This is a genomic window from Streptomyces sp. NPDC017676, from assembly GCF_044329325.1.
GTDB lineage: Bacteria > Actinomycetota > Actinomycetes > Streptomycetales > Streptomycetaceae > Streptomyces.
In genome coordinates this window covers 203069-227367 of record NZ_JBIRJA010000008.1, presented here as the reverse complement: position 1 = coordinate 227367, position 24299 = coordinate 203069, and the positions used below count along the sequence as shown (strand labels likewise).

Here is a 24299-nt window from a genome sequence, read left to right as displayed (position 1 = left end):
AGGCACGCGCCCGAAGTGGCCGGGCTGCGGCGACGTCGGCAGCGGGGCGTGGACAATGGCGACGCCCAGCCCCCTACCGCTTCGGCGTGGCTTGGTGCGCGAGGAACCTCCATCCGCCATCGACACGGGTCCACACTCCGAGCGCGCGGTTGGTCAATTCTCTTCGCACTCCCCCCGCGGTGATGTCGATATGCATGTCGCTGACTACCACGGCGGTGTCGCCGATCACCTTGACGCTCTCCACAAGATGATCGATTCGATGGTACACGTAATGGGAATTCTCGCACTTCTCGACGAACGAATCGAGTGTGTCCAGGGTTCCGCTCGAATGAACGTAGGTGAGGTCGGGATGACAGAGATTGGCGAAGCCTGCGAGGTCGTGTGCCACAAGGGTGCCGAAACGGCGTTTCTCCAGTTCACGAATGACGTCCGTGTCAGTTGCCGCCACGTGTTCCTCCGCCCAGGGCCCGCCTTGATGCCACAAGCTTGGCAGGTGCGACTCGCAGTGCATTCGAGCAGCCAGTTTGCATCCGGGCAGGGTGGAGAGTCGTGCGCATTTGTGACTAGTCAGATCTGCGGAGTGCTCATCCCCGCAAGCAGGCAGAAAGGGCGAAGCTGTCCGGCTTTCCTCTTCCTATGATTCTGCAACAGGAATGTCGTGGCGTTCGAAGGGAATCACCGGTGTTGAAGCGAGTCCTGCTTTCCGAGACCGACCTGCCCGACCGTTGGTACAACATCCTTCCCGATCTTCCCACGCCTCTCCCCGGCCCTCTCAACCCCATGACGATGGCTCCGCTACAGCCCGGGGATCTGGTCGACCTGCTTCCGCAGAAGGTCATCGAGCACGAGTTCACTCAGGACCGCTGGGTGGAGATCCCGGAGCGGGTGCGGGACGTCTACAAGATCTGGCGGCCCTCCCCGCTGGTCAGGGCGGAGCGACTGGAGCGCGCGCTCGACACCCCGGCACACATCTACTTCAAGTTCGAGGGTGTCTCCCCCTCGGGCTCGCACAAGCCGAACACCGCGGTCGTCCAGGCGTACTACGCCGCCGAGGAGGGCGTCCGCCGGCTGACGACGGAGACCGGGGCAGGCCAGTGGGGTTCCGCGCTGTCGTTCGCCGGTGCTCTGTTCGGCCTGGAAGTGAACGTCTACATGGTCCGCGCGTCCTTCGAGCAGAAGCCCTACCGCAAGTCGCTGATGCAGAGTTGGGGCGCCCAGGTCTACGCCTCGCCCACCCGGCGGACCGAGGCCGGCCGTCAGGTCCTGGCCCAGGACCCGGACTCGCCCGGCAGCATCGGCATCGCCATCAGCGAGGCCGTGGCGGACGCGCTGAGCCGCGACGACACCAAGTTCGCGCTGGGCTCCATCATGAACAACGTGCTGCTGCACCAGACCGTGATCGGTCTGGAGGCCAGGAAGCAGATGGAGATCATGGGCGAGTACCCCGATGTGGTGATCGGCTGCGTCGGCGGCGGATCCAACTACGCTGGGCTCGCCTACCCGTTCCTGCGGGACCGGCTGAGCGGCGAACGCCCGCGGACCCGGTTCGTCGCCGCCGAGCCCGAGGCATGCCCCACACTCACCCGCGGCAAGCTGGCCTACGACTACCCGGACACCACCGGCCTGACCCCGCCCCTGTACATGCACACCCTGGGACACGGCTTCATCCCCGGCTCCATCCACGCCGGCGGCCTCCGCTACCACGGCGACGCGCCCAGCCTGTGCCTGCTGAAGGAGCACGGTCTGGTGGAGGCCCGGGCCTTTCCCCAGACAGAGATCTTCGATGCGGCGGTGCGCTTCGCGCGGAGCGAGGGCTTCGTCATCGCCCCCGAGTCGTCGCACGGGCTGAAGGCGGCGCTCGTCGAGGCGCTGGCTGCCCGCGAGGCCGGGGAGGAACGGGTCATCCTGTTCAACATCTCCGGGCACGGCAACTTCGACCTGGCCGCCTTCGACTCCTTCCTGGCCGGGACGATGGAGAATCCGACGGTCACGGACGAGCAGATCGCGGCAAGCCTGAGCGATCTGCCGTCGCCCTCCGCCTCGGTCTGAGGGGCGGTCATGGCGACGCGTCCCGAACTGCGGGGTACGTTCGGCGCGGTGTCCTCGACACACTGGCTGGCCTCCGCGGCGGGCATGGCGACCCTGGAGGCCGGTGGCAACGCTTTCGACGCCGCCGCCGCGACAGGCTTCGTACTCCAGGTGGTGGAACCCCATCTGAACGGGCCTGGCGGCGATGTGCCGATCCTCTTCTTCGACGCCGCATCGGGTCGCGCCCAGGTGATCTGCGGGCAGGGGCCGATGCCGCAGGCGGCGACACCGGAGGCGTTCCGGGCGCTGGGCCTGCCCCGGATCCCCGGCTCCGGTCTGCTCCCGGCCACCGTCCCCGGCGCGTTCGGGGCCTGGCTGCGGCTGCTGGAGGAACATGGCACGATGCGGCTCGCGCAGGTCCTCCAGTACGCCGTCGGTTACGCGGCGGACGGTTACCCGGTCCTGCCGAAGGCGGCCGAGGCCATCGCCGTTCTCGCGGAGCTGTTCCGTGACGAATGGACGCAGTCCGGCCGCACGTATCTGGTGGACGGCGCGCCGCCCCGGCCCCGTTCCCGGCTGCGCAACCCGGCGCTGGCCGAGACCTACCGGCGGATCATCAAGGAAGCCGAGGCCGCCGGACCCGGCCGTGAGCAGCAGATACGCGCCGCCCACCAGGCGTTCTACGGCGGCTTCGTCGCCGAGGCCATCGACGCGCATCTGCGCACCGCCGCCCTGGACGCCACGGGCAGGCGGCACCCGGGCCTGCTGACCGGCGACGACATGGCTCGCTGGGAACCGCGTACGGAGGCCACGGTCCACCGCGCCTACCGGGGTCTGGAGGTGCACAAGCCGGGCCCCTGGTCGCAGGGCCCGGTGTTCCTCCAGCAACTCGCCCTGCTGGAGGGGTTCGACCTCGCGGCGATGGGCCTGGACAGCGCCGACTATCTGCACACCGTGATCGAGTGCGCCAAGCTGGCCTATGCGGACAGGGAGGCCTGGTACGGCGACCCGGACTTCACCGACGTACCGTTGTCCGCGCTGCTGGCCGGTGACTACGCCGAAGAGCGCCGACGACTGGTCGGCGACCGCGCCTCCGACACGCTGCGTCCCGGTGCGCCGGCGGGACGGCCGCCACGGATCCCGCCGCTGGACCGTGCGGAACCGCCCGTCGGACCCTCCTGGCAGGGCCAGTTGTACGACGGACTACCCACGGTGGTTCCCCCGGTCGTGGCGGCGACCGAGGCCCGCGGTGACACTTGCTGCCTGACGGTCACCGACCGGCACGGCAACATGGTGGCCGCGACGCCCAGCGGCGGCTGGCTGAAGAGTTCCCCCGTGGTCCCGGGGCTCGGCTTCCCACTGGGCACTCGGGGCCAGATGGCCTGGTTGGAGGAGGGCCACCCCAACTCCCTGGCACCGGGCAAGCGCCCCCGTACGACCCTGAGCCCGACCCTCGTCGTCCAGGACGGCCAGGCCCGGCTGGCGTTCGGCACGCCGGGCGGGGACCAGCAGGACCAGTGGACGCTGGGGTTCTTCCTGGCCCACGCGGAGTTCGGACTGGACCTGCAACGCGCCGCCGAGACCCTCGCCTTCCACTCCGAGCACGTCCCCTCCTCGTTCACGCCCCGTACACACCGGCCGCTCGCGGTACGCATCGAAAGCCGTCGCAGCGACGAGGCCGCAGCCGGCCTCACCCGCCGCGGGCACGCTCTGGTCTCCGTACCGGACTGGTCGCTGGGCAAGGTGTGCGCCGTGGGTGTCGAACCGGGTGACGGCCTGCTGCGCGCCGCAGCGTCACCGCGCGGCGAGCAGGCGTACGCCGTCGCCCGATGAACCATCGGAAAGGATTCCCGAACCGTGCCCCTCCCTGTTGACGGACCCCCAGCGGCCGGTCGAGCCCTGCGGGCCGGACTGCACCACCTGGCGGTCGAAACGGCCGACCTCGACAACTGTGTCGCGTGGTACACCGACTTCTTCCGTGGCACCGCCACCTGGACCCTCGACACCTTCTCCGACCTGACCCGCGACCGCCTGCCCGGCATCACCCGGCTGACCGAGGTGGCCGCCGCCGGCATGCGGTTCCATCTGTTCACCCGCTCGGCCGCCTACTCCCTCCCGCATCCGGACACGTTCCAGTTCCAGCATGTGTGCATGGCCGCGGCGACGGCCGAGGAGTTACGGGCCTGGCGGGACCGCTGGCAGCGGTTGTTCGCCTCCGGACGCTACGTCTTCGCCCGTCCCGAGCCATCGACGGAGATCGTCGTGGACTCGGACGGGGTGAGCAGCTTCTACGCCTACGACGTCAACGGGCTGGAGTACGAGTTCACCCACATACCGGTGGAGGCAGAGGGACGGTGAGCGCGCTGGACGGCAACTCGACCACCGGTCTGCTGGAAGCCGGCGTCGCCGAGTACGGCGGCCGCGCCTACGGGCTCGAACCTCTGGTGCTGCCGCCCGCCCCAGTGCCGAGCAACGGCGACGGTCACCTGACCCGACGGTACGCGGAACTCCTCGGCACCCCCCGCACCCGCACGGAGCCTGGTGCGGTCGATCCGGGTGCCCTGGTGCCACTGGGTGCCGCGGGCTCCGAGGAGCAGCTGTTCTGGTTCCGGTGGATCACCGGTCACCAACTCACCTTCATGCTCTGGCAGGAGCTGGGACGGCGGGCCGCCGAGGCCGCCGTCCCAGCGCCACCGGAGGAGGTGTCCGCCGCGGCCCGACTGATGCGCGGCTACTCGGCCATGCTGCTGTACACGGCGTCGTGCACCCGGGACGTCTACCACCGGATCATCCGGCCGAGCATGGCACTGCACCATCCCGCGTTCAGCGGTGCCTGGGCGCGTGACTACGGCCCCGTGCGGGCCTTGTTGCGGGGGCGGCTCCCCGAAGCCTGGGGCGGCTGGGCAGACGTCCTGCTCGACGAGTGCGCGCTCAACGACGCCGTGCACGAAGGCATCGCCGCGAAGCTGGTGCCCGACGCCCCCTCGTTGCTCCAGTCGGCGGCGGGCGACGGCCGGGCCCTGCCGCGCGACGTCCGGGCAGTTCTGTTCGACACGTACTTCCTCACCCTCCGCGCGCCCTGTTCGCCCGCGGAGGTCGCCGCCCAGCTCCTGCGCCGGATACGGGTGGTGCGGGACGACCTGGCGGCCAACGGCCTGTACCCGGCCGCCGCCTCCAGCCGGGCCGAGAAGCCGGACGCACTGCGGACGGCACGGGTCGAGGAGATCGAGCGCACCGTTCCCCAGCTCCTCGGCAGGATCGCCCGCGACTGCGTGCGGCTCACCACTCCCGAGGCACGCGCTCCGTCCCCCACCCGCGTGTACCAGCACCCGTTGGAAGGAAGCGGATCCCATGGCACATGACGTGATCGTGGTCGGCGGCGGTATAGCGGGCTGCACGGTCGCCGAGCGGCTGGCCGGGCAGGGGCTGAGCGTGCTTCTGCTGGAGCGCGGCGCCCTGGCCGGCGGTGCGACCGGCCGCAACCAGGGCGGTCTGCTCCCCAGTCCGCTGCCCGCGTGCGGCGGGCTGTTCGCCGAGGCGGTGGCCTACTACGAACAGGCCGGACTGGAGAGCGAGGTGCCGTTCAGGTTCCGCCCGCACGGCTACCTGCTGGTCGCCGCGGGCGCGGAGGACATGGACCGGGCCCACGCCCACGGCCACGCGCTGTCCGCGGCCGGGTTCCCGGCCCACGCGGTCAGCACTGATGAACTGCGGGATCTGGAACCCGGTCTCGCGCCTGACCTGGCGGGAGCGGTGATCGTCGAGGGGGCGTACGCCCTCCACCCGGTACTGGCCGCCGCGGCCCTGGCCGGGCGGGCCGCCCGCGCGGGCGCCGAGATCCGGACGCACGCACCGGTCCGGGGTCTGACCACGGCCGGCGACCGGGTCACCGGTGTGGTCACGGACGACGGGCCACTGGCGGCGGGAAACGTGGTGCTCGCGGCGGGGCCGTGGTCACGGAGCCTGACTCAGCAGGCCGGCAGCGATGTGCCGGTGTTCGGGGCACGTGGCTGGCTGCTGCGCACCGCGCCGGTCACGGGCGCGGTGTTCCGCCACACCCTGATGCAGTCCACCTGGCACGGCCCGGTCGGCCTGAGGCGCAACGGCCCCCCGCTGTTGGCCGACATCGCCGCTCCCGAGGCCACGGCCACTCAGGTGGTCTTCTCGTTGCAGCCGTTGCCGGGTGGAGAGGTGGTGCTCGGTTCCAGCAGTGGTCCGGCACTCCAGCTCGATGACGTACGGGACGGCGACGTGGCGGTCCCGCTGATCGCGGCGGCGGCGGCCCGGCACGCCCCGGTGCTGGCCAAGACACCGGTGCGCGCGGCGTGGTCGGGTGTGCGCCCCATGTCCCCCGACGGTCTGCCCATTGTCGGCCCGGCGTCCGGGGCCGCGGGACTGTGGCTCCTGACCGGGTTCGGCATCGACGGCATGCCGTTGGCACCGGGCACGGCCCGGCTCCTGACGGAGTACCTCGTGTCCGGCCGGCGACCGGCGGGTGCCGACCCGTTCGCCCCGGAACGGTTCGACGACCGGGAGTAGGACAGGTGTCCCCCTCATGAGGGAGGCGGTGCGGTCCGAACATCCGGCTCGCACCGCCTTTCCGGTTCACCCGGGCGGGCGTCCGGCCGAGGTCGGGCCACTGCGTGACACGGCCTGCCTCATCACTGGGACAGTTCCTCGACCTTCGGCCCGACCAGCTCGATCAGTTGCGCGGCCTCGATCCGTACGGTCCGGTCGGCGCGACCGCTGCCGCAGTACACGGTGCCCATCCGGGTTACCGCTGTGTCGAAGACGATCACGACGTCCGGCAGATCGCAGACCGGGCTCGCGCCGCCCGGTTCCATGCCCAGCAGGCTCAGCTCCCCCGGTTCGGCCTGCCGGAGCTTGGCGCGGGAGACGCCCGCCGCCCGGGCCAGCCGGCCGTAGTTGACGCGTCCGGTGACGGGCAGGGCGGCAAGCACGAAGCCGCCGTCGGCCGTCCGGAAGACCATGGTCTTCAGTAACTGCTCGGTGGTGAGGCCGAGTGTGGTCTCGGCATCCTCCCGGCCGACGATCGGGACGTGGTCGAGGACCGTGAACGGCACCCCGGACCTGCGGAGCACCTCCTCGGGTGACAGGACACTGGTGGGCTCCGCCGGCTGCGACATCTCACTCCTCGTCGGCTCGGTCCGGCCGGGACCGGCCGGGCTCCGCCACGCTACCGCTCGTCGGCCAGGCGGCGTACCGGCGCAGCCCGTACAGCAGCGGGGACCGTCCGTGCTCGGTGCGGACACTGACGCGGAACACCCGGCCGAAGACGATGGTGTGGTCCCCTGCCTGCCGCACCACGTCGACCCGGCAGTCGCCCACGGCGTGCGCGGCGTCCAGCAGGTGCGGGCCGGCCGCCGCGTCGGGCAGGTCCCAGGCCGTCCGCCGGAACCGGTCCGGGTCGCCCGAGGCGAACAGTTCCGCCACGTCCCGGGCAGAGTCGTGCAACAGGTTGACGCTGAACGCTCCGGTGCGCTCCAGCGCGGCCAGCGTGGGACTGCCGGTTCGCACGCAGACCAGGAGCATGGGCGGGTTCAGGGACACGCTGCACAGGGACGAGCACGTCATGCCCCAAGGCCGGCGAGCGCCGTCCAGGGCCCCGATGACCGCGACGCCGGTGGGAAACAAGGACATCAGGGTCCTGAAGTCGCCCTCACCCACCGTCGTTTCCCGGATGGCCGTGGCAGACATGTCAGGCCTTGTCATGGGACAGCTCCTCGGACGCGGAACGTGGCAGGGCCCCGGTGGCGGGGAAACGGTGGTCCGCGAACGACAGCAGCGGGCCGGTGGCAGCCGTGGTCACGAGCGCCATCAGCAGCATGACGAGGAAGAGTCCGGACGAGAGGATCCCGGCCGACAGTCCGGCCTGGAGTACGGCGATCTCCGTCAGACCCCGGGTGTTCATCAGCACCCCGAAGCGCAGTGCCGTCCCGACGGGCAACCGCGCGGCACGCGCGCCGGCGTAGCCGCCGCCCAGCTTGGCCACCGTGGCGAGAAGCAGAACCAGGGCGAGGGTCATCCAGGAGAAACCGTCCGGCCCGTCAGTGGCCGTCCGGAAGCCCACCGTCACGAAGAACGCCGGGACCAGGAGCAGGCCGCATCGCTCGACGCTCCGTACGGCTTCGGTCCGCGGTCCCTGTTCGCCGTCCCGGGGAACGGCGAGACCGACCAGCACCGCACCGAAGATCGCTGTGAGTCCCGCCCGCTCGGTGGCCAGGGCCGCCGCGATCGCGACCGCGCCCAGGGTGGCCGAGGCGGCGGCCGGCCACCGGGCGCACAGTCTGCCGACGGCCTTCCGGTCCAGCAGCCGCCGGAGCGCCACGGCCACCGCCGTGCCGACGGCGATCACCGCCGCGGAGCGGACGACCTGTCTGCCGCCGCCCGCGGCGGCGGCCAGCGCGGAGGTCAGGAGCAGCCAGGTCAGGGCGTCGATGGAGACGGCGACGAGGAGAGACAGTCGGCCCTCGGTCGTGTCGGCGATGTCCCGGTCGGTGAGGATCCGCGCCAGCACCGGAACGGCCGTGACGGCGAAGGCGGTGGCCAGCAGCAGCACCAGCGCGGCGGTGGGTGCCGTACCCCGCTCCCCCGCCGCGTCCCGCCACACCACCCACACGGACACCAACGCCCCGGCGACCAGCCCGGGCAGCAGGGAGCCCGCCAGCAGCCACCCGTAAGAGCACGGTGACACCTCGCCGCGCCGCGGGCGGGCGCTGTGTCCGACGCCCGTCAGGTACAACGCGAGCCCGGCCAGGCCGATGGTGTGCAGGTGGCCGGTGACCCCGGACGGCAGCGCCGTCTCGACGAGGCCGGGTCCGGCGGCCGTCGTCAGGACGGGGACGACGACGAGGCCGAGGGCGATTTCCCCGATGACGGGTGGCTGGCGTATCAGCGTCGCCGCTCGGCGGGCCGGCCGGGCCGCCAGGAGCACCACGGCCAGCACCACCATGGCGTGGAGGGCTGCGACCATCAGCGCAGCCCCGAGAGGTACTCCACTTGGCTGGGCAGCGTGTCGACCAGCTTGCGCGCCTGTTCCCGGACCCGGGCCAGCTCGGCCCGCGCCGCACGGGTGTCGAACAGGTCCAGCGCGGGCGGGTGGCGCAGCGGGATGCCTCCGAGGCCGAGGGCCATGCAGACGTAGCTGTAGGGCTCGAAGGCGTGGTAGTAGGGGTAGGTGGTGTCGTTGTCGGGCAGTTTGCTCTGCCATTGCTCCATGCGCACGGCCATGTCCTCGGGCACCGCGCGCTTCTTCGCGTCGCGCCAGTAGTCGTTGTCCACGCGCGCGGCGCCCCGGTAGTGCAGGATCAGGAACTCCCGGACGCCCTCGATGGCCCGGGCTGTGCTGAGGTTGTAGGTGTCGCGCAGCACCGGATCCCTGTCCGTGCCGGGGAAGTACCTGACGAGTTGTTCGATCGCGTGCTGGATCAGGAAGATGCCGGTCGACTGCAACGGTTCGACGAAGCCGGCGGAGAGTCCGATGCCCACGCAGTTGTTGACCCAGGCCCGGTGGGAACGGCCGATCCGCATCCGGATGTGGTTGGCCTCCAGGTCCGCGGCGGCGGGCCCGACGAAGTCGCGCAGGACGCGTTCGGCCTCCTCGGGTTCGCAGTAGTCGGAGGCGTAGACGTATCCGGTGCCGATCCTGTCGTAGAGCGGGATCGTCCAGATCCATCCGGCGTCCTGAGCGGTGGCCGTGGTGCACGGCCTGATGCCCCGCACCGCGGTGTCGACGGAGACCCGCAGTGCCACCGCGCGGTCATTGGGGAGGGAGTCCTGGAAGGAGATGAAGGGCTCGCCGAGTGCGTCGCCGAGCAGCCGGCTGCGGAAGCCGGAGCAGTCGACGTACAGGTCCGCGGTCAGGTCTCCGTGCTCGCGGGTGACGAGACGGTCGATCCAGCCCCGCTCGTCGAGGCGCACGTCCACGACGTCGTCGATGATTCGGTGGACGCCGCGTCCGACGGAGTGGCGGCACAGGAAGTCGGCGAGGAGCGAGGCGTCGAAGTGGTAGGCGTAGGGGAACTGGGTGTTCTGTTCGGCGAGCGTGGTCCGGTAGAGCGGACGGTCGGGGTCCTCGTCGAAGTCCTGCTCGAAGAGCCGGTGGTCGAGATACCTGGGGGACGCCTTCGCGTCGCAGAGCCAGGGTATGAGGAAGCAGTCCCGGTCGAAGCGGTCCGTCCCGCCGACTTTCTGCCACCAGTCGGTGAGTGGCACCCCGTCGACGACCCGCATCCGTTCGAACGGGTGATAGAAGTACGTGCCGGGCGCCCGCCAGTTCTCCAAGCGCACCGCCAGCTTGTACGTGCCGTTGCACTCCGGCATCCAGTCGGCCTCGCTGAGACCGAGGTAGTCGAAGAAGTGGCGGACCGTGCTGAAGGTGGCCTCGCCCACCCCGATGGTGCCGATCCGCCGGGACTCCACCACAGTGATGTCGACTCTGTCCGCGAAGGCCGCCCGCAGGTAGGAAGCGGTCATCCACCCAGCCGTTCCACCACCCAGGATCACCACGCTCTGTGTCATGGCTCGTGACTCTAGGCGTGATCTCCGGGTGGTGTCTTCGGTAGATCGGACGGATCACGGCAGGCCAGGAGCCGAACGGACTAGGCCGAAGTGACCGGCTCTCACCCTTTCTGCATTTGCCAGCTGAATGTGGCAAGAAATCGTGTGCTCTGGGTCGCGGCCGTGGGATTAGATGAGGCGTGTTCGACTCTGTCCGTAGCCGCTACTCGCGGTGCAGGGGGGCTCGTGGACGAAGTTCGATCCGACCGGAATCCAGCGTCGAGCGACTTGGCCGGCGGTGAGAAGCCGGAACCATTACGGATCTTCCTGATCGATGATTCGAGCCTGGTACACGCCGGGCTTGCGCATGTTCTGCGGGAGTACCCCGACCTCACCCTCGTCGGCAGCGCCCGGGACAGCCCGACGGCACTCGAAGCCACCCTCGACTCCGCGTTGGACGTGCTCATCATCAACACCGCGTGCCGGTCCATCAACGTAGTGGACCTGATGCACCGGGCTGTCCACTACTCCGGTTCTGGTGTCTCGCGCATGCTGCTGGTGACCAATGACGCGAACGATCCCATCCGCGCGGATGCCGACAAGCTGGGCGCCGGGGGTGTGGTGCTGGCCTGGGAAGAACCGGAATTCCTGGTGTCCGCCATCAGGCTCGTCTCCGGAGGCTACCGGATCGGCATACCTGACCAAGAGGAGCCCGACAACAGGCTGCCTCCCAGGAAGTCCGTCCGCCATACGGCACTCGACCTGCTCACACTCCGCGAGCGACAAGTGCTCAAACTCCTGGCGCGCGGCATGAAGAACGCCGAGATCGCCGGAGAACTGGTGGTCAGCGAGAGTACGGTCAAGACACACGTACAGAATCTGCTGATCAAGCTCGGCCTACGGAACCGGGCCAGCGCGGTCGCGGTCGCATACGAACTGGGCATCACCCGAGGTGAATGGCCGCGGTGAGGTGGTCGGACGGGTCAGCTGAGGCGACCCCTTGACTCCCTCATTCGCGCCTCCCTCATTCGCGTCCGCTGAACGCCAGCCGGATTCCCAGTCCGACCATCACCACTCCCGACGCTCCGCCGATCCACGACAGCCGACGTGGTGACCTGGCAAGCCAATTGCGGGCCGTTCCCGCGAGAAGGCCCCATGTCGCGTCGGAAACCAACGCGATCAGGACGCAGATCAGGCCCAGCAGCAACAACTGCACCCGGACATTCCCCGCCGAGGAGTCGACGAACTGCGGCAGGACCGCACCAAAGATCAGCAGGCCCTTGGGATTGCTCACCCCGACGATGAAACCTTCCCGGAAGACCCGTCCCGGACGGCCGGCCGACGCCTCGGCCTTCTCCCCCACCACCAGCAGCTTGCGGTGCCGCCAGGCCTGAACACCGAGATAGACGAGGTAGAGCGCGCCGGCGAACTTCAGGATCGAGAAGACCAGGAGGGATCGCGCTAGTACCTCCCCCAACCCGAACGCCACCAGTACGACCTGAACGAGGAGTCCCGCCTCATTCCCCACCGCAGTGGATACGGCGGCCCGTCGCCCCAGCGCCACCCCCCGGCTCACCACGAACAAGACACTCGGCCCCGGCACAGAGATCAGCACGGTCACCACAGTCAGGAAGACAGCCAGACGATCTAATCCGATCACCACCACAGGATACGCGCCCCGCCCTCGCCGCCCTGCGATTCGAGGAAATCGGCAGCTCTTCTCATCCGGGTCTTGTCCGGCATGCTCGACAACAAGCCGCCTTCTCCAAGAAAGCATCTGCGGTATATGGGCAAAGAGCTACACCAGGACAACAGGACAACACCGGGGCGCGCACGCACTCTTTCCTGAACACGCCGCTCCAGCACCCCATGGGATCGCATCGGCCACGGCACGAGTGCAGCGATCCGGCCACACCAGCCGATGCCACGGCCTCCGAGCCCGCCGACAGCCAACGCCCCGCACTGGTCACCGGGGACGGGAGCAGGGGCGTCGGCGCGGACAGTTGGGCAGCCACCTGCCGGCTCGGAGCTGCTGCGATCGGCACCACAGCGACGAAGGGTGCCACATCATCACCTGGCATCCACCTCACTCGACGTTGCCCGTCGCGTCCGAAGAGATCAACATCCTGGGCTCCGCTGTCTCCCCCGCAGCCCTCGGGCAGCCATCCCTTGACGGATCAAATACGGCACCCGGGGGGATGTCATACGTCTCGTGAAAGGCCCATGAACTGCTCGCTCAGGAGGTGTCGTCCGGCGGTTCCTCGTGCAGGGGCTTCGGTGGCTGGTCGAAGTGAACCCGGATCTTCTGGAACCCCTTGAACGCCTCGGTGTCGGCGTACGACGTGTAAGCACGGCGGTCTGCGGGACTCAGGTGCACTCGGTCTGTGAACGGCGTCAGCAGACTGCGCGGCCAAAGGCGCATCACCCGAACGGCCGCCACCTCGGCCGCCGTGACGAAGATCAGCGCGCCGACGTAGAGCCAGGCGAGCAGTCCCAGGACGATGCCGAACATGCCATAGGTCGCGGTTGCGCCGCGCAGGACGTGGCTGACGTAGTAGGTGCCCGCCCACTGAACCACCTCCCAGGCACAGGCTCCGCCCAGCGCGACGCCGGCCAGCCGACGCAGCGGGAGCGCTCGGTGCGTCAGCAGCCGGTATCCCAGGAGGAGCAGAACGGCGTTCAGACACACGGACGCCACGGTGGCAAGGATCCGAGTCCCGCCTCTCAGCGGCGCGCCGAACAGGTAGCTCTGCGAAGCCGCCACCGACAGCAGGGTGAAGGCGCCCAGCCCCACGGCGAGGAGCAGCAGGAACAGCAGGCCCTTCAACCGCGAGTGGAGCGGGTCGGGGCGCGCGTGCCGGGGGACCGCCCAGATCTTGTTGAGGGCGTACTGCGCGGCCTGTGCCACGCCGAGGGAACCGTAGAGGCTGCCCGCGATGCCCACGGCGAGGGCGACGCCACTGCTGTGGAAGGAGTGGATGTTGTGTCCGAGCTGGTCCCCGATCACCGGGAACTCGCTCAGCGCCGAGTCCATGATCCGCTGGCGCAGAGCGGGATCGTCGCTGAGGAAGGTGCTCAGGACGGCCAAGAGGATCAGGAGCAGCGGGAAGAGGGAGAGGAAGCCGTAGTAGGTGAGGAGGGCCGCGAGGTAGACGGCCTGATCGTCGTAGAACTTGTACACGACGGCCACCGGCAGCCCGACCCAGCGGTGCCGTCTCTGGAAACCGTCGGCGCGCGCGAGGAACCTCATGGCCGGCACGTGGGTCGTATCGGTCCGGGGGACTGCGATGACAGCGAACGAGGTCCGTCCGGCGGGAACGTGGTCATTGCACCGTTCGCCACCAGCCGTGTTCGTTGTGCCAGGCGATGGCACGCCTGATCTCCGTCTCGTCCAAGCCGGTGCGGCACTCCAGCTCTACGAACGTGAGGGCCGGCGGGCCACTGGTCAGAACGCGGTTGACCTTCGCCGCCCAGAGTTCCTCTTGTGTGAAGGGCCGCCGCTCATAGGTCGTCCTCAGCGCGGCGAAGTGTTCGGTGCTGCACGCCGTGATGAGCCGCAGGCCATCGAACCAGTCGTTCCGGAGACTTACGGACGAGGAGTCGGGCACGTATCCGCGTACGGCCTCGTCCTCGGGGAACGTCGCCGCGCAGAGGTCACACAGCTCAAGACGGACCGCGCGGACCCGCTTCTTCCGGCGCTTCCACATGTCGCTTCGCCTCCTCGGAGGTCATGCGTGCTGGACGATGTCACATCCGTTCTTTCAGCCCGGCCCTGACCAGCCAGGCGTTCACAGGCCACGCGGTGAAGCATCCGATCACCATCGACACCTGCATCATCATCCAGTACACGGCCGATGTCATCGGCAGGCCCGGCGAGAAGATGACGTCCTGGTACACCCGCATCGCGAGAAGGAGACCCGTCTGAAAGGCGACGATCGAAAGGGTGTCGGCCTTGATGGCGGCACGGATTCCTTCCGCTCGCCCCATATCGCGCATCGGCACGATGGTGAAGTACCGATGGTCAGTCCCGTGGCGAAGATGATCCACTCGCCGGCGATGTCACCGAGCGTGCAGCCGGCACCGCAGTGACTGACCGCCTTGGACATCACCTGCCACTCGGGCGACTTCTCGGCGTCCGGCTGGCCTCGTTCCTCAGTGGCTGGCCGCCAGCTCGCCGGTGAGTTTGCCGTGCAGGTGCGCGCTGGGGTCGTTCAGGCCGGTGATCTCCACGGTCTTGCCGCGCTGGGCGTACTTCGTCTCGAAGGCGTCCAGCGCGGCGACGGAGGAGGCGCCCCAGATGTGTGCGGACGGGGTAGACCAGCAGGTCAGCGGCCCGCAGTACGGGGTCGTCCAGGCCCGCCGCTCAGCCAGTTCGAGGGCGTTCAAGGCTTCCTCGTACGACTGGACGACCCCGCCGGGGCCGGGCTGCGGGCGGCCGATGGCGACCGTACCGCCGTCGGTGGCGGCGTGTGTCTGCTTGGCGACGTAGGGCAGGACCTCGTCCTCGTGGCCGGGGGTGATGCACAGCAGCCGGCGACGGAAGCCGGCACCGGCTGATCAGACCCCCGCGGGCCGCGCCGGCCGTGCGCTTCTCCGCCGTAGCCAGGCCCGAAGACCCCGGGACGAGGGCGCCGGACCGGGCTGCGCCGGCTCGTGGTCGCGAGGGACCGGTGGCACCGCCGGCCGGACGGCCGGCTCCCGGTGAACGACGTACAGCGCCCTGGGCCGCACCCGCGACTCGGGGTGCCGCACGGCGGAATCCGTGTGCGCTGTCGCGGCCTCCATGAGCTGTGTCGCCACCGACTCGGGAAGCCGCGTCCGCATCCGCAGGACGCGGGGTCCAAGCTCCGGGGGCCGTGTCGCCTCCTGCGGATGCCGTGTCACCGGATGGGGGAGCGGTGTCGCCGAATCGAGGAGCGGTGGCATCGAACCGGGGAGCGGTGTCGCCGGATCGGGGCGCAGTGTCGCCGTCTCCGGGGACAGTGTCGCCCCGCGCACCGGCTCCGGGGACCGTGCTGTCGGCTTCGCAGGGGGCGCCGCCGGCTTCAGGTACCGTGCGGCCGGCTCCCACGGCCTCGTCGCCTCTTCCGTGGGGCGGGTGACCGTCCGTGCCATCGGTGGGATGGGTCGTGCGACCGCTCGCATCGCCGGCGGAACCCGGTGGGTGGCCGGGCGCGGGGCCGGCGAGTTGTCGCGGGCCTCCTCGACCGAGCGCGCCAACTCGCTGCGCAGCCAGCCGACCTCGTCCGCGTCCTGCGCCGTCATGATCCGCTCGGCAAGATGAGCGGAAGGAGAGCCGGAAGCCCCGTGCCCTGGTGACGCGGGCCGGAACCGGTGCAGGTGAGCGCGCTCGTGGGGGTCCTTGACGATGTCGGCGACCTCGACCGGCGCGAGGAAGGCGGCCATGGCTCCGGCACGGGCCCACGGGTCCTCGGCCTGCCGCAACAGGAATCCGATTTGGCGTGCGCGCCAGTTGCGGGCCCGCAGATCCACTCCCGCAGCCAGCTGGCCCCTCAGGGTCTCGGGCGTCCGCCCCTTGAGCAGGTGCGCGTGCTCCGGGCTCGCCGTGAACTGGCGCAGCTCCTCCGCGAGATAGAGCCAGACCACGGCACGATAGCGGTTGAGGTAAAACTTCACGGGCACGAGCAGGCCCAGTCGGGCGAGCCGGCTGAACCGGCCGGCCGGGATCTCCATGAGGGCGGCGCCCTCCGCCGTACCCACGACTTGCACCCGCTCGCGCAGGGATTCGGGGAAGCCGTCCTGCGCGCGGAGGCGCTCGATCTCCGCGTGTTCCACGCGCCGGCCTCCTCCGCCGCCCTCGTCGGGCACGGTCCGGATGCGGCCGAGTTGGACAGCGAGGTCGAACTCGGCTCGCTTGAGCCCCAGTTCGCGAGCGGCACGGCTCGGCGTGCAGGCGCTGGGACGGGTTGGGCCGAAGGTGCTTGCCGACATGGTCGTACTCCCCCGTGGAGTCGGTGGCTCACGCCTTGTGCGTTCGCCGTGTACTCACCGTAGCCGGTTCGCCGCATCTCGTGGCGAGCCTGTGGATAACTCCACGGGGGCAGGAAAGTAGCAGGTCAGAGGTCTGTGGTGGGAGAGCTCCCGGGTTTTCTGGCGTCGACGCCGAGGTGTTCGCCGACCCGGTTGACGAGCAGGGTCATCTCGTAGGCGATCTGGCCGATGTCGACCTGGGCCCCGCTGAACACGCACAGACAACTGCCGGTGCCGGCCGCGGTCACGAACAGCACGGCCTCGTCGTACTCGATCATCGTCTGGCGCACCCTGCCCGCGCCGAAGTGGCGTCCCGAGCCCTTGGCCAGGCTGTGCAGCCCGGATGCCACGGCGGCAAGATGTTCCGCGTCCTCGCGGCGTAACCCCGTGCTCGCCGCGGTGACCAACCCGTCGTTCGACAGGACCAGCGCGTGGCGTACGTGGTCCACCCGCTCGGTCAGATCGTCCAGGAGCCAGCCGAGACCCTGGTTCTGCGCCATGTCCGTCTCCCCGTGTGATGTCTCCCCCTGGCTGGAGGAACTCCCCGCAAGCCTTCCCCACGACCGGCGTGCGGGCAAGGAGGATGGGCGCATGGCAGAGAAGATGACCGATGAGGAATGGCGGGCGTTCGTCCTGGACGGCACTCGCACCGGCAAGCTCTCCACCGTTCGCGCCGACGGAAGCCCGCATGTGGCTCCGGTCTGGTTTCTGCTGGACGGCGACGAGTTGGTGTTCAACACCGGCAAGAACACCGCGAAGGGACGCAATCTGGCCCGCGACGGCAGGGTGGCCCTGTGCGTGGACGACGACCGTCCGCCGTTCCACTTCGTGGTGCTGAACGGCCGTGCCCGGCTGTCGGAGGATCTTACGGAGGTGCGCCTGTGGGCGACCCGGATCGCCGCCCGGTACATGGGCGAGGACCGCGCCGAGGAGTACGGCGCCCGCAACGGTGTTCCGGGTGAACTGCTCGTCCGCGTGACCATCGACAGGGTGCTGGCCATGCGGGACGTCGCGGCCTGAGCGGGCGGGCTCAGCCGACGGAGTCCAGGAGCCGGGCGGTGTGCATCCGTCCGGCGTACTCGACAAGCCTGATCAGGACTTCCTTGCCGGAGTCGCGGTCGCGTGCGTCGCACAGCACCACGGGGGTGCCGCGGTCGAGATCGAGCGCGCGGGAGACGTCCTGGGCGCCGTAGGAGCGGGCTCCCGTGAAGCAGTTGACGGCCACCACGAAGGGGATGCGCCGGTGCTCGAAGTAGTCGACGGCCGGGAAGCAGTCCTCCAGTCGCCGGGTGTCCGCGAGGACCACGGCGCCGAGGGCGCCCTGGGCCAGTTCGTCCCACAGGAACCAGAAGCGGTCCTGTCCCGGTGTGCCGAAGAGGTAGAGCGAGAGGCCGGAGCGGATGGTGATGCGGCCGAAGTCCATGGCCACGGTGGTGGTGACCTTCTGGTCCACGCCGTCGGTGTCGTCCACCAGTTGGCCCGCTTCGCTGAGCAGTTCCTCGGTGCGCAGCGGCCGGATCTCGCTGACGGCCCCCACCAGGGTCGTCTTGCCGACGCCGAAACCACCGGCGACCAGTATCTTCAGCGCCAGGGCGGAGGCGTCGCCGACGGTGTCGGTGTGCTCGGAGACCATGATCACTTCTCTCGGGAGGGCCGGTCGCGGCCGGCGTCCGCGTGCTCCGGGGGTGGAGGCAGCATCATGACAACGGGGATGCGGGTCGGGGCGAGGGGACCGAAGAACACCTGATATGAGCGGCTCGGGCCCGATCGTTGGCGCAACGCGCCCGGATCGGACGGACCGGGACGCGATCTGGCGTACAGATGCCGACACGGCGAGGCGTACGGCGGTGTCCGGACGTTCATCTACAGTGCCCGCAATCCCGCGATGACCTCGCGCAGAATCCGCTCGTCGGGCAGGTGCGCCGGTGGCACGGGGCGGCTGATGGTCACACAGCCGAGTTCCATGAGGTCCCCGAGAAGCACCCGGACCACGCCGACCGGAAGGTCCGCGTCGGCGGCGAGTTCGGCGACGGACTGCGTCTCGGGGCGGCACAGGTCGATCAGGGTCCGGTGTTCGGGGCCGAGCGCGGTGTCGTCGTCGAGCGCCGGTGCGGCGGGGTCGAGGGTGACGAGTGCGATCAGGTCGAAGCGCACTCCGGTCGGCCCGGGCTGGGTCCGGCCACCCGTCATGGCGTACGGGCGGACCAGGGGTCCGGCCTCGCCGTCGTACCACTGGCTGCCCGGCTCCCGGGGCTCGCCGGTCGGGTTCTCGGTCATCGGGTGGCGCCTTCCCGGCTCATCCTGCGGCGGGCGGTTGCGCCGCGACGCGCGGCGCCGTGCAAAGGTGCTCGCCCACCTGTTTGACCAGGCGGGCCATCTCGTAGGCGACCAGCCCGATGTCGGCGGTGACCGCGGTGAGCAGTGCGAGGCAGGAACCGTCACCGGCCGCGGCCACGAAGAGGAACGCGTCGTCCATCTCGACCATGGTCTGGCGCACTCCGCCGGCGCCGAAGTGCCGTCCCGCGCCCTTGGCGAGGCTGTTGAAGCCGGAGGCCACGGCGGCGAGATGCTCGGCGTCCTCCCGTGCGAGGTCGGTGGAGGCACCGACCGCCAGGCCGTCGTTGGAGAGTACGACGGCGTGCCGTACCTCGCGCACGCGTGTCACCAGGTCGTCGAGCAGCCAGTCCAGTTCGCCGGACCGCTGGCCGGTCCTCGGTGTCGGTTCCTGGATCATGCCGGGTCTCCTTCGCTGCTGTGACTGCCCGTTGCCGGTTCCGATGCGGTGCCGCGGCCGGGCCGCCTGCCACCGCCGCGCGCCCAGCCGTCGCGATATGCCGCCATGCGGTCCCGTACGAGTTCGGGGGTGCGCCGGTCGTCACCGTGGCGGGCGGGCTGCTGGACCGGCTCTTCGGGGCGCTGGTGGCGCAGTTGCGGGGCGAGGCTCGCCTGGCGCACACGGCGCGGGAGGTCGTCGGAAGGCTCGGAGGCGTCCGGCGAGCGGTGGAGTCTCAGGGTGGTGACGCCGGGGGGCGGGGGTTCATGGGCGGCGTCGTGGGAGCGGGCGCCCGTACCGGTGCCGTCCGGGTCTGGGGCCGGCCGGGTGCCGTGAGCGTCGGCCGCCTTCCCGGTGCTCTGGGGTCCAGGTGTCCGCGTGGTGCCGTGCGGGCCGGGTGCGGTTGCCAGGGCGGGACGGTCCGGCCACGGGGTGACAGCGGCTTCCTGGGGCGGGGTCGCGCCGGGCACGCGCGCGTAGGCGCGTTCCTCGTCGGGTCGGGCCTGTTCGCCCCGGCGGGTGGACGATGCCGCCGAGCCGCTGTGCAGCAGGGCCTTCGGCAGCAGGACCACGGCGGTGGTGCCTCCGTACGGTGAGGTCCGCAGATGCACCTTGATGTCGTGCCGGGAGGCGAGCCTGCTGACCACGAAGAGTCCGAGACGGTCGCTGTCGAAGAGGTCCAGCGCCTCTGACTGTTCGATGCGGCGGTTGGCCTCGGCCAGGGTCTCGGCGCCCATGCCGAGCCCCCGGTCCTCGATCTCCAGGGCGTAGCCGTTGCCGACGGGTTCGCCGGTGACCCGCACGCGCGTGTGCGGTGGTGAGAACTGGGCCGCGTTCTCGACGATCTCGGCGAGCAGATGGGTGAGGTCGGCGACCGCCGCGCCGATGACGTACGCCTCGGGGAACTGGCGTACCTCCACGCGCGCGTAGTCCTCGATCTCCGAGACGGCGGCGCGTACGACGTTGGTCAGGGAGACCGGCATCCGCCAGGCCCGGCCGGGCGCGGCGCCGGAGAGGATGATCAGGCTCTCGGCGTGGCGCCGCATCCGGGTCGTGAGGTGGTCCAGGCGGAAGAGGTCACTGAGTTCGTCCGGGTCGTCGGAGCGCCGCTCCATGCTGTCCAGGAGGCTGAGCTGGCGGTGGACCAGCACCTGGCTGCGGCGGGCCAGATTGACGAAGACCCCGGAGATGCCGCTGGCGAGTTCGGCGCGCTCGACGGCGGCGCGCAGCGCGGCGCGGTGCACGGTGGTCAGGGCCTCCGCGACCTGGCCGGTCTCGTCCTCGGCCGGCGGTCCGGAGGGTGCCTCGGCCCGGATGTCGATCTCCTCGCCCGCGCGCAGCTTCCGCATCGCTTCCGGGAGTTTGCGGCGGGCGATCTCCAGCGCGTCGTTGCGCAGGCTCACGAGTTCCACCACGAGAGCCCGTCCGATGCGGACGGAGATGACGAGGGAGGCGGCGACGGCGGCGAGTCCCAGGAGTACGGCGGCTCCGGCCGGGCTGAGCAGGCCGCGGGTGACGGGGTCGGCGCGGCCGGCGACGGCACGGCCCGCACCGGCCGCGATGGTCCGCATGCCGTCCTGTACGCGCGTGTGGGCGGCGCTCCAGGCGGCTTGCGGTTCCTTGTCGGCGATGTGGACGTCCGGTCCAGCGGCGAGCAGGTTGTTCTCGGCGGTGCCCAGGGTGGTGTAGGAACCGCCGGCGGTCAGATCCCGCCAGTCGGCGCGCTGGGCGGCGGGCAGATCGGTGACCGCGGTCTCGGTGAGGGCACGGCGCGTGGCGACGGCGGCGCTGAAGAGCCGCCGTCGCTCCCCCTGCAGGGTGCCGGCGACCCGTGCGCTGCTCAGCAGGGCGTCCTCCTGGGCCAGTGCTTCGGCGGCGCGGGAGAATTCGAGCAGCACGCGCGCGTCGGAGGCGACATCGGCCTGCTGGATGCCGGTGAGGGCACCGTCGACCGCGAAGGCGGCACCGATGGTCTTGGTGTACTGCGCGTACACGTCCTCCCAGCCCGTCCTGTGGCCCCTTACGGCTGTCCTCAGTGTGCGGAGGTGCTCGACCCCGGTGACGAAGGCGTCGAGGCGCCTGGAGACGCCGGCGGGGAGTTCCTGGCTGTCGGCGACCGTGCTGTGCCGGCCGAGCCGCAACCTGTCCACGGCGCGGTCGGTGCGGGCCGCGAGGTCGTCGAGATCGCCGCCGTCGGCGGTGCGCGGATCCGTGGCGTAGCGGACGGCCGCGGTGCGCTCGGCCTGGAGGGCGGTGACGGCCGCGGCCACGGGGCTGCGCAGTTCGGCGTCCACCCGTTGCGACTGGCGCAGCCGGGCGACGTCCTGGGCGGTGCTGACGGTGGCGTACGCCCAGAGGGCGAGCAGGGAGACGACGGGAACCATCAGAAGGCTGACCACCTTGGCGCGAACGGTGCGGGGCCGCAGGTGCCGGCGGCCTCCACGCGCGCGTGCGGAGCCCGGCGGCGGGCCGAGCGTGCGGCGGCCCTCGTCGGCGGGCGGTCCGGCGTGCGCGCGGCGTCCGCGCGGACGGTGTGCCGGGGCGGCGGCGTTCTCGGGTGTTCGGGGTGGGCGCATGGCCTCCTCGCTCGGGACTGGTCGGTGCGCTCGGGCCGGGGTCCCGCTAGCGGGCGACGCTTTCCACGGGCCGCTGGGCGGAGGCGGACGCCTCGCGCTCGTCGGCCGTGGGCGAGAGGGCGACGAAGGCCGAGGTGATGAACAGGTAGGACCCGAGGCCGACGGCGAGGGGGAAGATGAACTGCATCGCCGTGGCCCCGGGCAGTGCGTCGCCGGAAGGGTCCACGCGCACGCTCACCGCGAACATCCCGGTGTAGTGCATGCTGCTGACGGCCGCTCCCATGACGAGGGAGGCGACGGTGACCGCGAGGGGTGACTTGATGTTGAGTCCGGCCCACAGGGCCGCGGTGGCGGCGACCACGGCGATCAGTACCGACAGTCCGACGAGGACCGGGTCATAGGTGACGTCGCCGTGCAGCCGGACGGCCGCCATGCCCAGGTAGTGCATGCTGGCGACGCCCAGCCCGGTGGTGAGACCGCCGAGGAGGAGCGCGCGGTTGCGGTCACGGCTGTAGCCGACGGCGAAGACGCCGGCCCAGACGACGACCATGGCGACGAGAAGGCTGAGGATGGTCAGCGGCACGTCGTAGCGGATGTCGCTGCCGCTGACGCGGAAGCCGAGCATGGCCACGAAGTGCATGGTCCAGATGCCCGTCCCGATCGAAGAGGCGGCGGTGACGAGCCAGTTCCGACGCGCGCGGCCGGTGGCGGCGAGCGCGCGGACGGTGCAGCGCAGTCCGAGTGCGGCGCCTATGCAGGCCATCACGTACGACAGTACGGGGGTCAGCCAGCCGAAGGCGGCGTGGTCCAGGTGTCCCATGGCCCCGGGACGCTAGCGGGGGCACGGGCGCACAAAGGGGGCGCATTTCGAAAGGTGCCGGAATATGACGCACAGTTGTGCCGGAACGATCGCGTCCCGCTCGAACATGCGCACAAGGACTTCCCTCGTGACGGTGAGGAATCATGCGGAACATGAACGACGACCACACACATGTCCAGGATTTCTTCACCGCCCGCGCCGCCGACTGGGACAGCCGGTTCCCGGACGACGGCCCGGCCTACGCGGCGGCCGTGGCCGACCTCGGGCTGCGGGAGGGGGACCGCGTACTGGACGCGGGCTGCGGCACAGGGCGGGCCCTGCCGCCCCTGCGGGCCGCCGTGGGCCCCTCCGGGGTGGTGCTGGGCGCGGATCTGACCACGGCGATGCTCCAGGCCGCCGTACGAGCGGGCAGGCACCGCGACGGGCGGCTGCTGCTCGCCGACGTCGCCGCGCTCCCGCTGCGCTCGGGCTGCCTGGACGCGGTGTTCGCCGCGGGCCTGATCGCCCATCTGCCACGTCCGGTGGAGAACCTGCGGGAACTGGCCCGTGGGGTACGGCCGGGCGGCACGCTCGCGCTCTTCCATCCCATCGGCCGCGCGGCCCTGGCGGCGCGTCAGGGGCGCCGGATCACCCCCGACGACCTGCGGGCAGAGACCAACCTCCGCCCGCTCCTCGCGCGTTCGGGCTGGCGGATGACGTCGTACACCGACGAGGACGCCCGCTTCCTGGCGCTCGCGGTACGGGAGGACTGAGGCCCGGGCGAGTCAGCTCTCCGGCCCGCTCGGGTGCGCGAAGGCCGAGGACCGAGGTCGGTCAGCCCGTTCCGGTGACGGCTGCCACGAAGGCGTCGGGGTTGTCGAACATGACGTTGTGCCCGGCGCCCGGCACCCTCACCACGCGCACCCCGGCGGCCTCCAAGCCCTCCCGGCCCGCGAGTTCGCCGCTGTGCTCACCCTGCAGGAAGACGCGGTCGACGGGCAGCCCTTCGAGGAGCGTCCGCATCACGGGGTCGGAGCCGTTGCGCAGGCCGACGGCACTGCGGTGCAGCGCGCGCGGGTCTGCCAGCCGCATGGTCGCCGCCCACAGCGGGCCGACCACCTCCAGCACGCGCGCGTACCCCACCTCGACGAACTCGTCCTCCCCGTAGGCGGCGATTCCGCTGCTGCCGGCGGTCGGCGGCGGAAAGGCGTCCAGGTTGGCCTCCGTCAGCACCAGCCGGGAGACCAGGTCGGGCCGCCGGTGGGCGAGGACCACGGCTACGGCACCGCCCATGCTGTGCGCGATCAGTTCGGCGCCTGCGGCCCCGGCCGCGTCCAGGGCGGCGGCGACCGCGTCGGCGTGGTCCTCCAGCGTGTACCCGAAGTCCTGGGGGCGGTCGCTCGTGCCGTGTCCCGGCAGGTCGACGAACAGGCTGCGGCGCCCCGCGAGTTCGGGGCGCGCCGCGATGTGCGCGTGGTACACGGCGGACATCGCTCCGAGCCCGTGCAGATACACCCGGGCGGGCTCGGCCCCGGGTACCTCGGTCCACCGGATCCGGCTTCCCCTGCTGTCGAACGTGGCCTGCTGCACCGTGCCCCTCCCCGTGTTCCGC

At 70.6% G+C, this 24299-nt stretch carries 23 protein-coding genes and 4 pseudogenes; 8 read left to right on the top strand and 19 right to left on the bottom strand.

The genetic code is table 11. From position 1 onward, the window contains the following. Positions 1 to 73: 73 nt before the first annotated feature. Positions 74 to 448 (bottom strand): nuclear transport factor 2 family protein, encoded by a 375-nt coding sequence (locus ACH4LD_RS19485; RefSeq protein WP_398056328.1) that lies wholly within the window; start codon positions 446 to 448, stop codon positions 74 to 76. Between the two features lie 233 nt (positions 449 to 681). On the opposite strand from ACH4LD_RS19485, the gene ACH4LD_RS19480 reads away from it, so the two are divergent. Genes ACH4LD_RS19480 through ACH4LD_RS19460 form a run of 5 tightly spaced genes read left to right on the top strand, consistent with a single transcriptional unit; the run spans position 682 to position 6567 of the window. Continuing rightward, positions 682 to 2049, top strand: coding sequence for a TrpB-like pyridoxal phosphate-dependent enzyme (locus tag ACH4LD_RS19480; RefSeq protein ID WP_398056329.1), 1368 nt, complete (start codon positions 682 to 684; stop codon positions 2047 to 2049). A 9-nt stretch (positions 2050 to 2058) separates the two neighbouring features. Further along, the gene (locus tag ACH4LD_RS19475) at positions 2059 to 3861 is read left to right on the top strand and encodes a gamma-glutamyltransferase family protein (RefSeq protein WP_398056330.1); all 1803 of its coding nucleotides are present in this window, start codon (positions 2059 to 2061) and stop codon (positions 3859 to 3861) included. Between the two features lie 24 nt (positions 3862 to 3885). After that, a complete protein-coding gene (locus ACH4LD_RS19470) occupies positions 3886 to 4386 on the top strand; it encodes a VOC family protein (protein WP_398056331.1) in 501 nt (166 codons plus the stop codon). Next, the gene (locus tag ACH4LD_RS19465) at positions 4383 to 5390 is read left to right on the top strand and encodes an L-tyrosine 3-hydroxylase (protein ID WP_398056332.1); all 1008 of its coding nucleotides are present in this window, start codon (positions 4383 to 4385) and stop codon (positions 5388 to 5390) included. The genes ACH4LD_RS19470 and ACH4LD_RS19465 overlap by 4 nt, the downstream gene beginning before the upstream one ends. Further along, entirely contained in the window at positions 5380 to 6567 is a 1188-nt protein-coding gene (locus ACH4LD_RS19460) for an NAD(P)/FAD-dependent oxidoreductase (RefSeq protein ID WP_398056333.1), read from the top strand. Before ACH4LD_RS19465 ends, ACH4LD_RS19460 begins: the two co-directional genes overlap by 11 nt. Before the next feature lie 122 nt (positions 6568 to 6689). Here the strand turns inward: ACH4LD_RS19460 and ACH4LD_RS19455 are convergent, their stop codons facing one another. From ACH4LD_RS19455 to ACH4LD_RS19440, 4 genes are read right to left on the bottom strand one after another with little or no spacing between them, the layout of a single operon-like run. Then, positions 6690 to 7175 carry an aminoacyl-tRNA deacylase gene (locus tag ACH4LD_RS19455; RefSeq protein WP_398056334.1) on the bottom strand — a complete coding sequence of 162 codons (486 nt, stop codon included), beginning with the start codon at positions 7173 to 7175 and terminating at the stop codon, positions 6690 to 6692. A gap of 1 nt (position 7176) precedes the next feature. Continuing rightward, on the bottom strand, positions 7177 to 7746 hold the full coding sequence (locus ACH4LD_RS19450; protein ID WP_398056335.1) for a flavin reductase family protein: 570 nt from the start codon (positions 7744 to 7746) through the stop codon (positions 7177 to 7179). A gap of 1 nt (position 7747) precedes the next feature. Further along, positions 7748 to 9022 carry a cation:proton antiporter gene (locus ACH4LD_RS19445; RefSeq protein WP_398056336.1) on the bottom strand — a complete coding sequence of 425 codons (1275 nt, stop codon included), beginning with the start codon at positions 9020 to 9022 and terminating at the stop codon, positions 7748 to 7750. Further along, positions 9022 to 10569: a tryptophan halogenase family protein gene (locus ACH4LD_RS19440; protein WP_398056337.1), complete on the bottom strand. Its 1548-nt coding sequence runs from the start codon at positions 10567 to 10569 to the stop codon at positions 9022 to 9024. Before ACH4LD_RS19440 ends, ACH4LD_RS19445 begins: the two co-directional genes overlap by 1 nt. Positions 10570 to 10794: 225 nt before the next feature. On the opposite strand from ACH4LD_RS19440, the gene ACH4LD_RS19435 reads away from it, so the two are divergent. Then, on the top strand, positions 10795 to 11517 hold the full coding sequence (locus ACH4LD_RS19435; protein ID WP_398056338.1) for a LuxR C-terminal-related transcriptional regulator: 723 nt from the start codon (positions 10795 to 10797) through the stop codon (positions 11515 to 11517). A gap of 55 nt (positions 11518 to 11572) precedes the next feature. Here the strand turns inward: ACH4LD_RS19435 and ACH4LD_RS19430 are convergent, their stop codons facing one another. The 8 genes and pseudogenes from ACH4LD_RS19430 to ACH4LD_RS19395 form a co-directional block, all read right to left on the bottom strand. Further along, positions 11573 to 12208: a LysE family translocator gene (locus ACH4LD_RS19430; RefSeq protein ID WP_398056339.1), complete on the bottom strand. Its 636-nt coding sequence runs from the start codon at positions 12206 to 12208 to the stop codon at positions 11573 to 11575. 576 nt (positions 12209 to 12784) lie between these two features. After that, positions 12785 to 13798 (bottom strand): YihY/virulence factor BrkB family protein, encoded by a 1014-nt coding sequence (locus tag ACH4LD_RS19425; protein WP_398056340.1) that lies wholly within the window; start codon positions 13796 to 13798, stop codon positions 12785 to 12787. Between the two features lie 73 nt (positions 13799 to 13871). Then, positions 13872 to 14255, bottom strand: a complete 384-nt coding sequence (locus ACH4LD_RS19420) for a hypothetical protein (RefSeq protein ID WP_398056341.1) — start codon at positions 14253 to 14255, stop codon at positions 13872 to 13874. 40 nt (positions 14256 to 14295) lie between these two features. Continuing rightward, positions 14296 to 14654 (bottom strand): annotated as a pseudogene (locus ACH4LD_RS19415) (DUF4396 domain-containing protein). Positions 14655 to 14700: 46 nt separating this feature from the next. Further along, positions 14701 to 14856: pseudogene (locus ACH4LD_RS19410) on the bottom strand (sodium-independent anion transporter); the annotation flags it as partial. After that, positions 14849 to 15081 (bottom strand): annotated as a pseudogene (locus ACH4LD_RS19405) (PucR family transcriptional regulator); the annotation flags it as partial. The pseudogenes ACH4LD_RS19405 and ACH4LD_RS19410, both read right to left, overlap by 8 nt. 582 nt (positions 15082 to 15663) lie before the next feature. Next, positions 15664 to 16500 (bottom strand): annotated as a pseudogene (locus ACH4LD_RS19400) (DUF6397 family protein); the annotation flags it as partial. A gap of 125 nt (positions 16501 to 16625) precedes the next feature. Beyond that, a complete protein-coding gene (locus tag ACH4LD_RS19395) occupies positions 16626 to 17039 on the bottom strand; it encodes a roadblock/LC7 domain-containing protein (RefSeq protein WP_398056342.1) in 414 nt (137 codons plus the stop codon). 91 nt (positions 17040 to 17130) lie between these two features. On the opposite strand from ACH4LD_RS19395, the gene ACH4LD_RS19390 reads away from it, so the two are divergent. Further along, complete coding sequence (locus ACH4LD_RS19390) at positions 17131 to 17559, top strand: PPOX class F420-dependent oxidoreductase (protein WP_398056343.1); 429 nt, start codon at positions 17131 to 17133, stop codon at positions 17557 to 17559. A 10-nt stretch (positions 17560 to 17569) separates the two neighbouring features. On the opposite strand, the gene ACH4LD_RS19385 is transcribed toward ACH4LD_RS19390, so the two are convergent. The 5 genes from ACH4LD_RS19385 to ACH4LD_RS19365 form a co-directional block, all read right to left on the bottom strand. Then, entirely contained in the window at positions 17570 to 18172 is a 603-nt protein-coding gene (locus tag ACH4LD_RS19385; RefSeq protein ID WP_398056344.1) for a GTP-binding protein, read from the bottom strand. A gap of 230 nt (positions 18173 to 18402) precedes the next feature. Beyond that, a complete protein-coding gene (locus ACH4LD_RS19380) occupies positions 18403 to 18816 on the bottom strand; it encodes a DUF742 domain-containing protein (RefSeq protein ID WP_398056345.1) in 414 nt (137 codons plus the stop codon). A 19-nt stretch (positions 18817 to 18835) separates the two neighbouring features. Continuing rightward, on the bottom strand, positions 18836 to 19273 hold the full coding sequence (locus tag ACH4LD_RS19375) for a roadblock/LC7 domain-containing protein (protein ID WP_398056346.1): 438 nt from the start codon (positions 19271 to 19273) through the stop codon (positions 18836 to 18838). Beyond that, on the bottom strand, positions 19270 to 21888 hold the full coding sequence (locus tag ACH4LD_RS19370) for a nitrate- and nitrite sensing domain-containing protein (RefSeq protein ID WP_398056347.1): 2619 nt from the start codon (positions 21886 to 21888) through the stop codon (positions 19270 to 19272). Before ACH4LD_RS19370 ends, ACH4LD_RS19375 begins: the two co-directional genes overlap by 4 nt. 46 nt (positions 21889 to 21934) lie before the next feature. Continuing rightward, positions 21935 to 22708, bottom strand: coding sequence for an MHYT domain-containing protein (locus ACH4LD_RS19365; RefSeq protein WP_132788314.1), 774 nt, complete (start codon positions 22706 to 22708; stop codon positions 21935 to 21937). A gap of 152 nt (positions 22709 to 22860) precedes the next feature. Here ACH4LD_RS19365 and ACH4LD_RS19360 point away from each other — a divergent pair, with 152 nt between their 5' ends. Then, the gene (locus ACH4LD_RS19360) at positions 22861 to 23460 is read left to right on the top strand and encodes a class I SAM-dependent methyltransferase (protein ID WP_398056348.1); all 600 of its coding nucleotides are present in this window, start codon (positions 22861 to 22863) and stop codon (positions 23458 to 23460) included. 61 nt (positions 23461 to 23521) lie between these two features. Here ACH4LD_RS19360 and ACH4LD_RS19355 read toward each other — a convergent pair whose 3' ends face one another. Then, positions 23522 to 24277: an alpha/beta fold hydrolase gene (locus tag ACH4LD_RS19355; protein WP_398056349.1), complete on the bottom strand. Its 756-nt coding sequence runs from the start codon at positions 24275 to 24277 to the stop codon at positions 23522 to 23524. Positions 24278 to 24299: the final 22 nt, after the last annotated feature.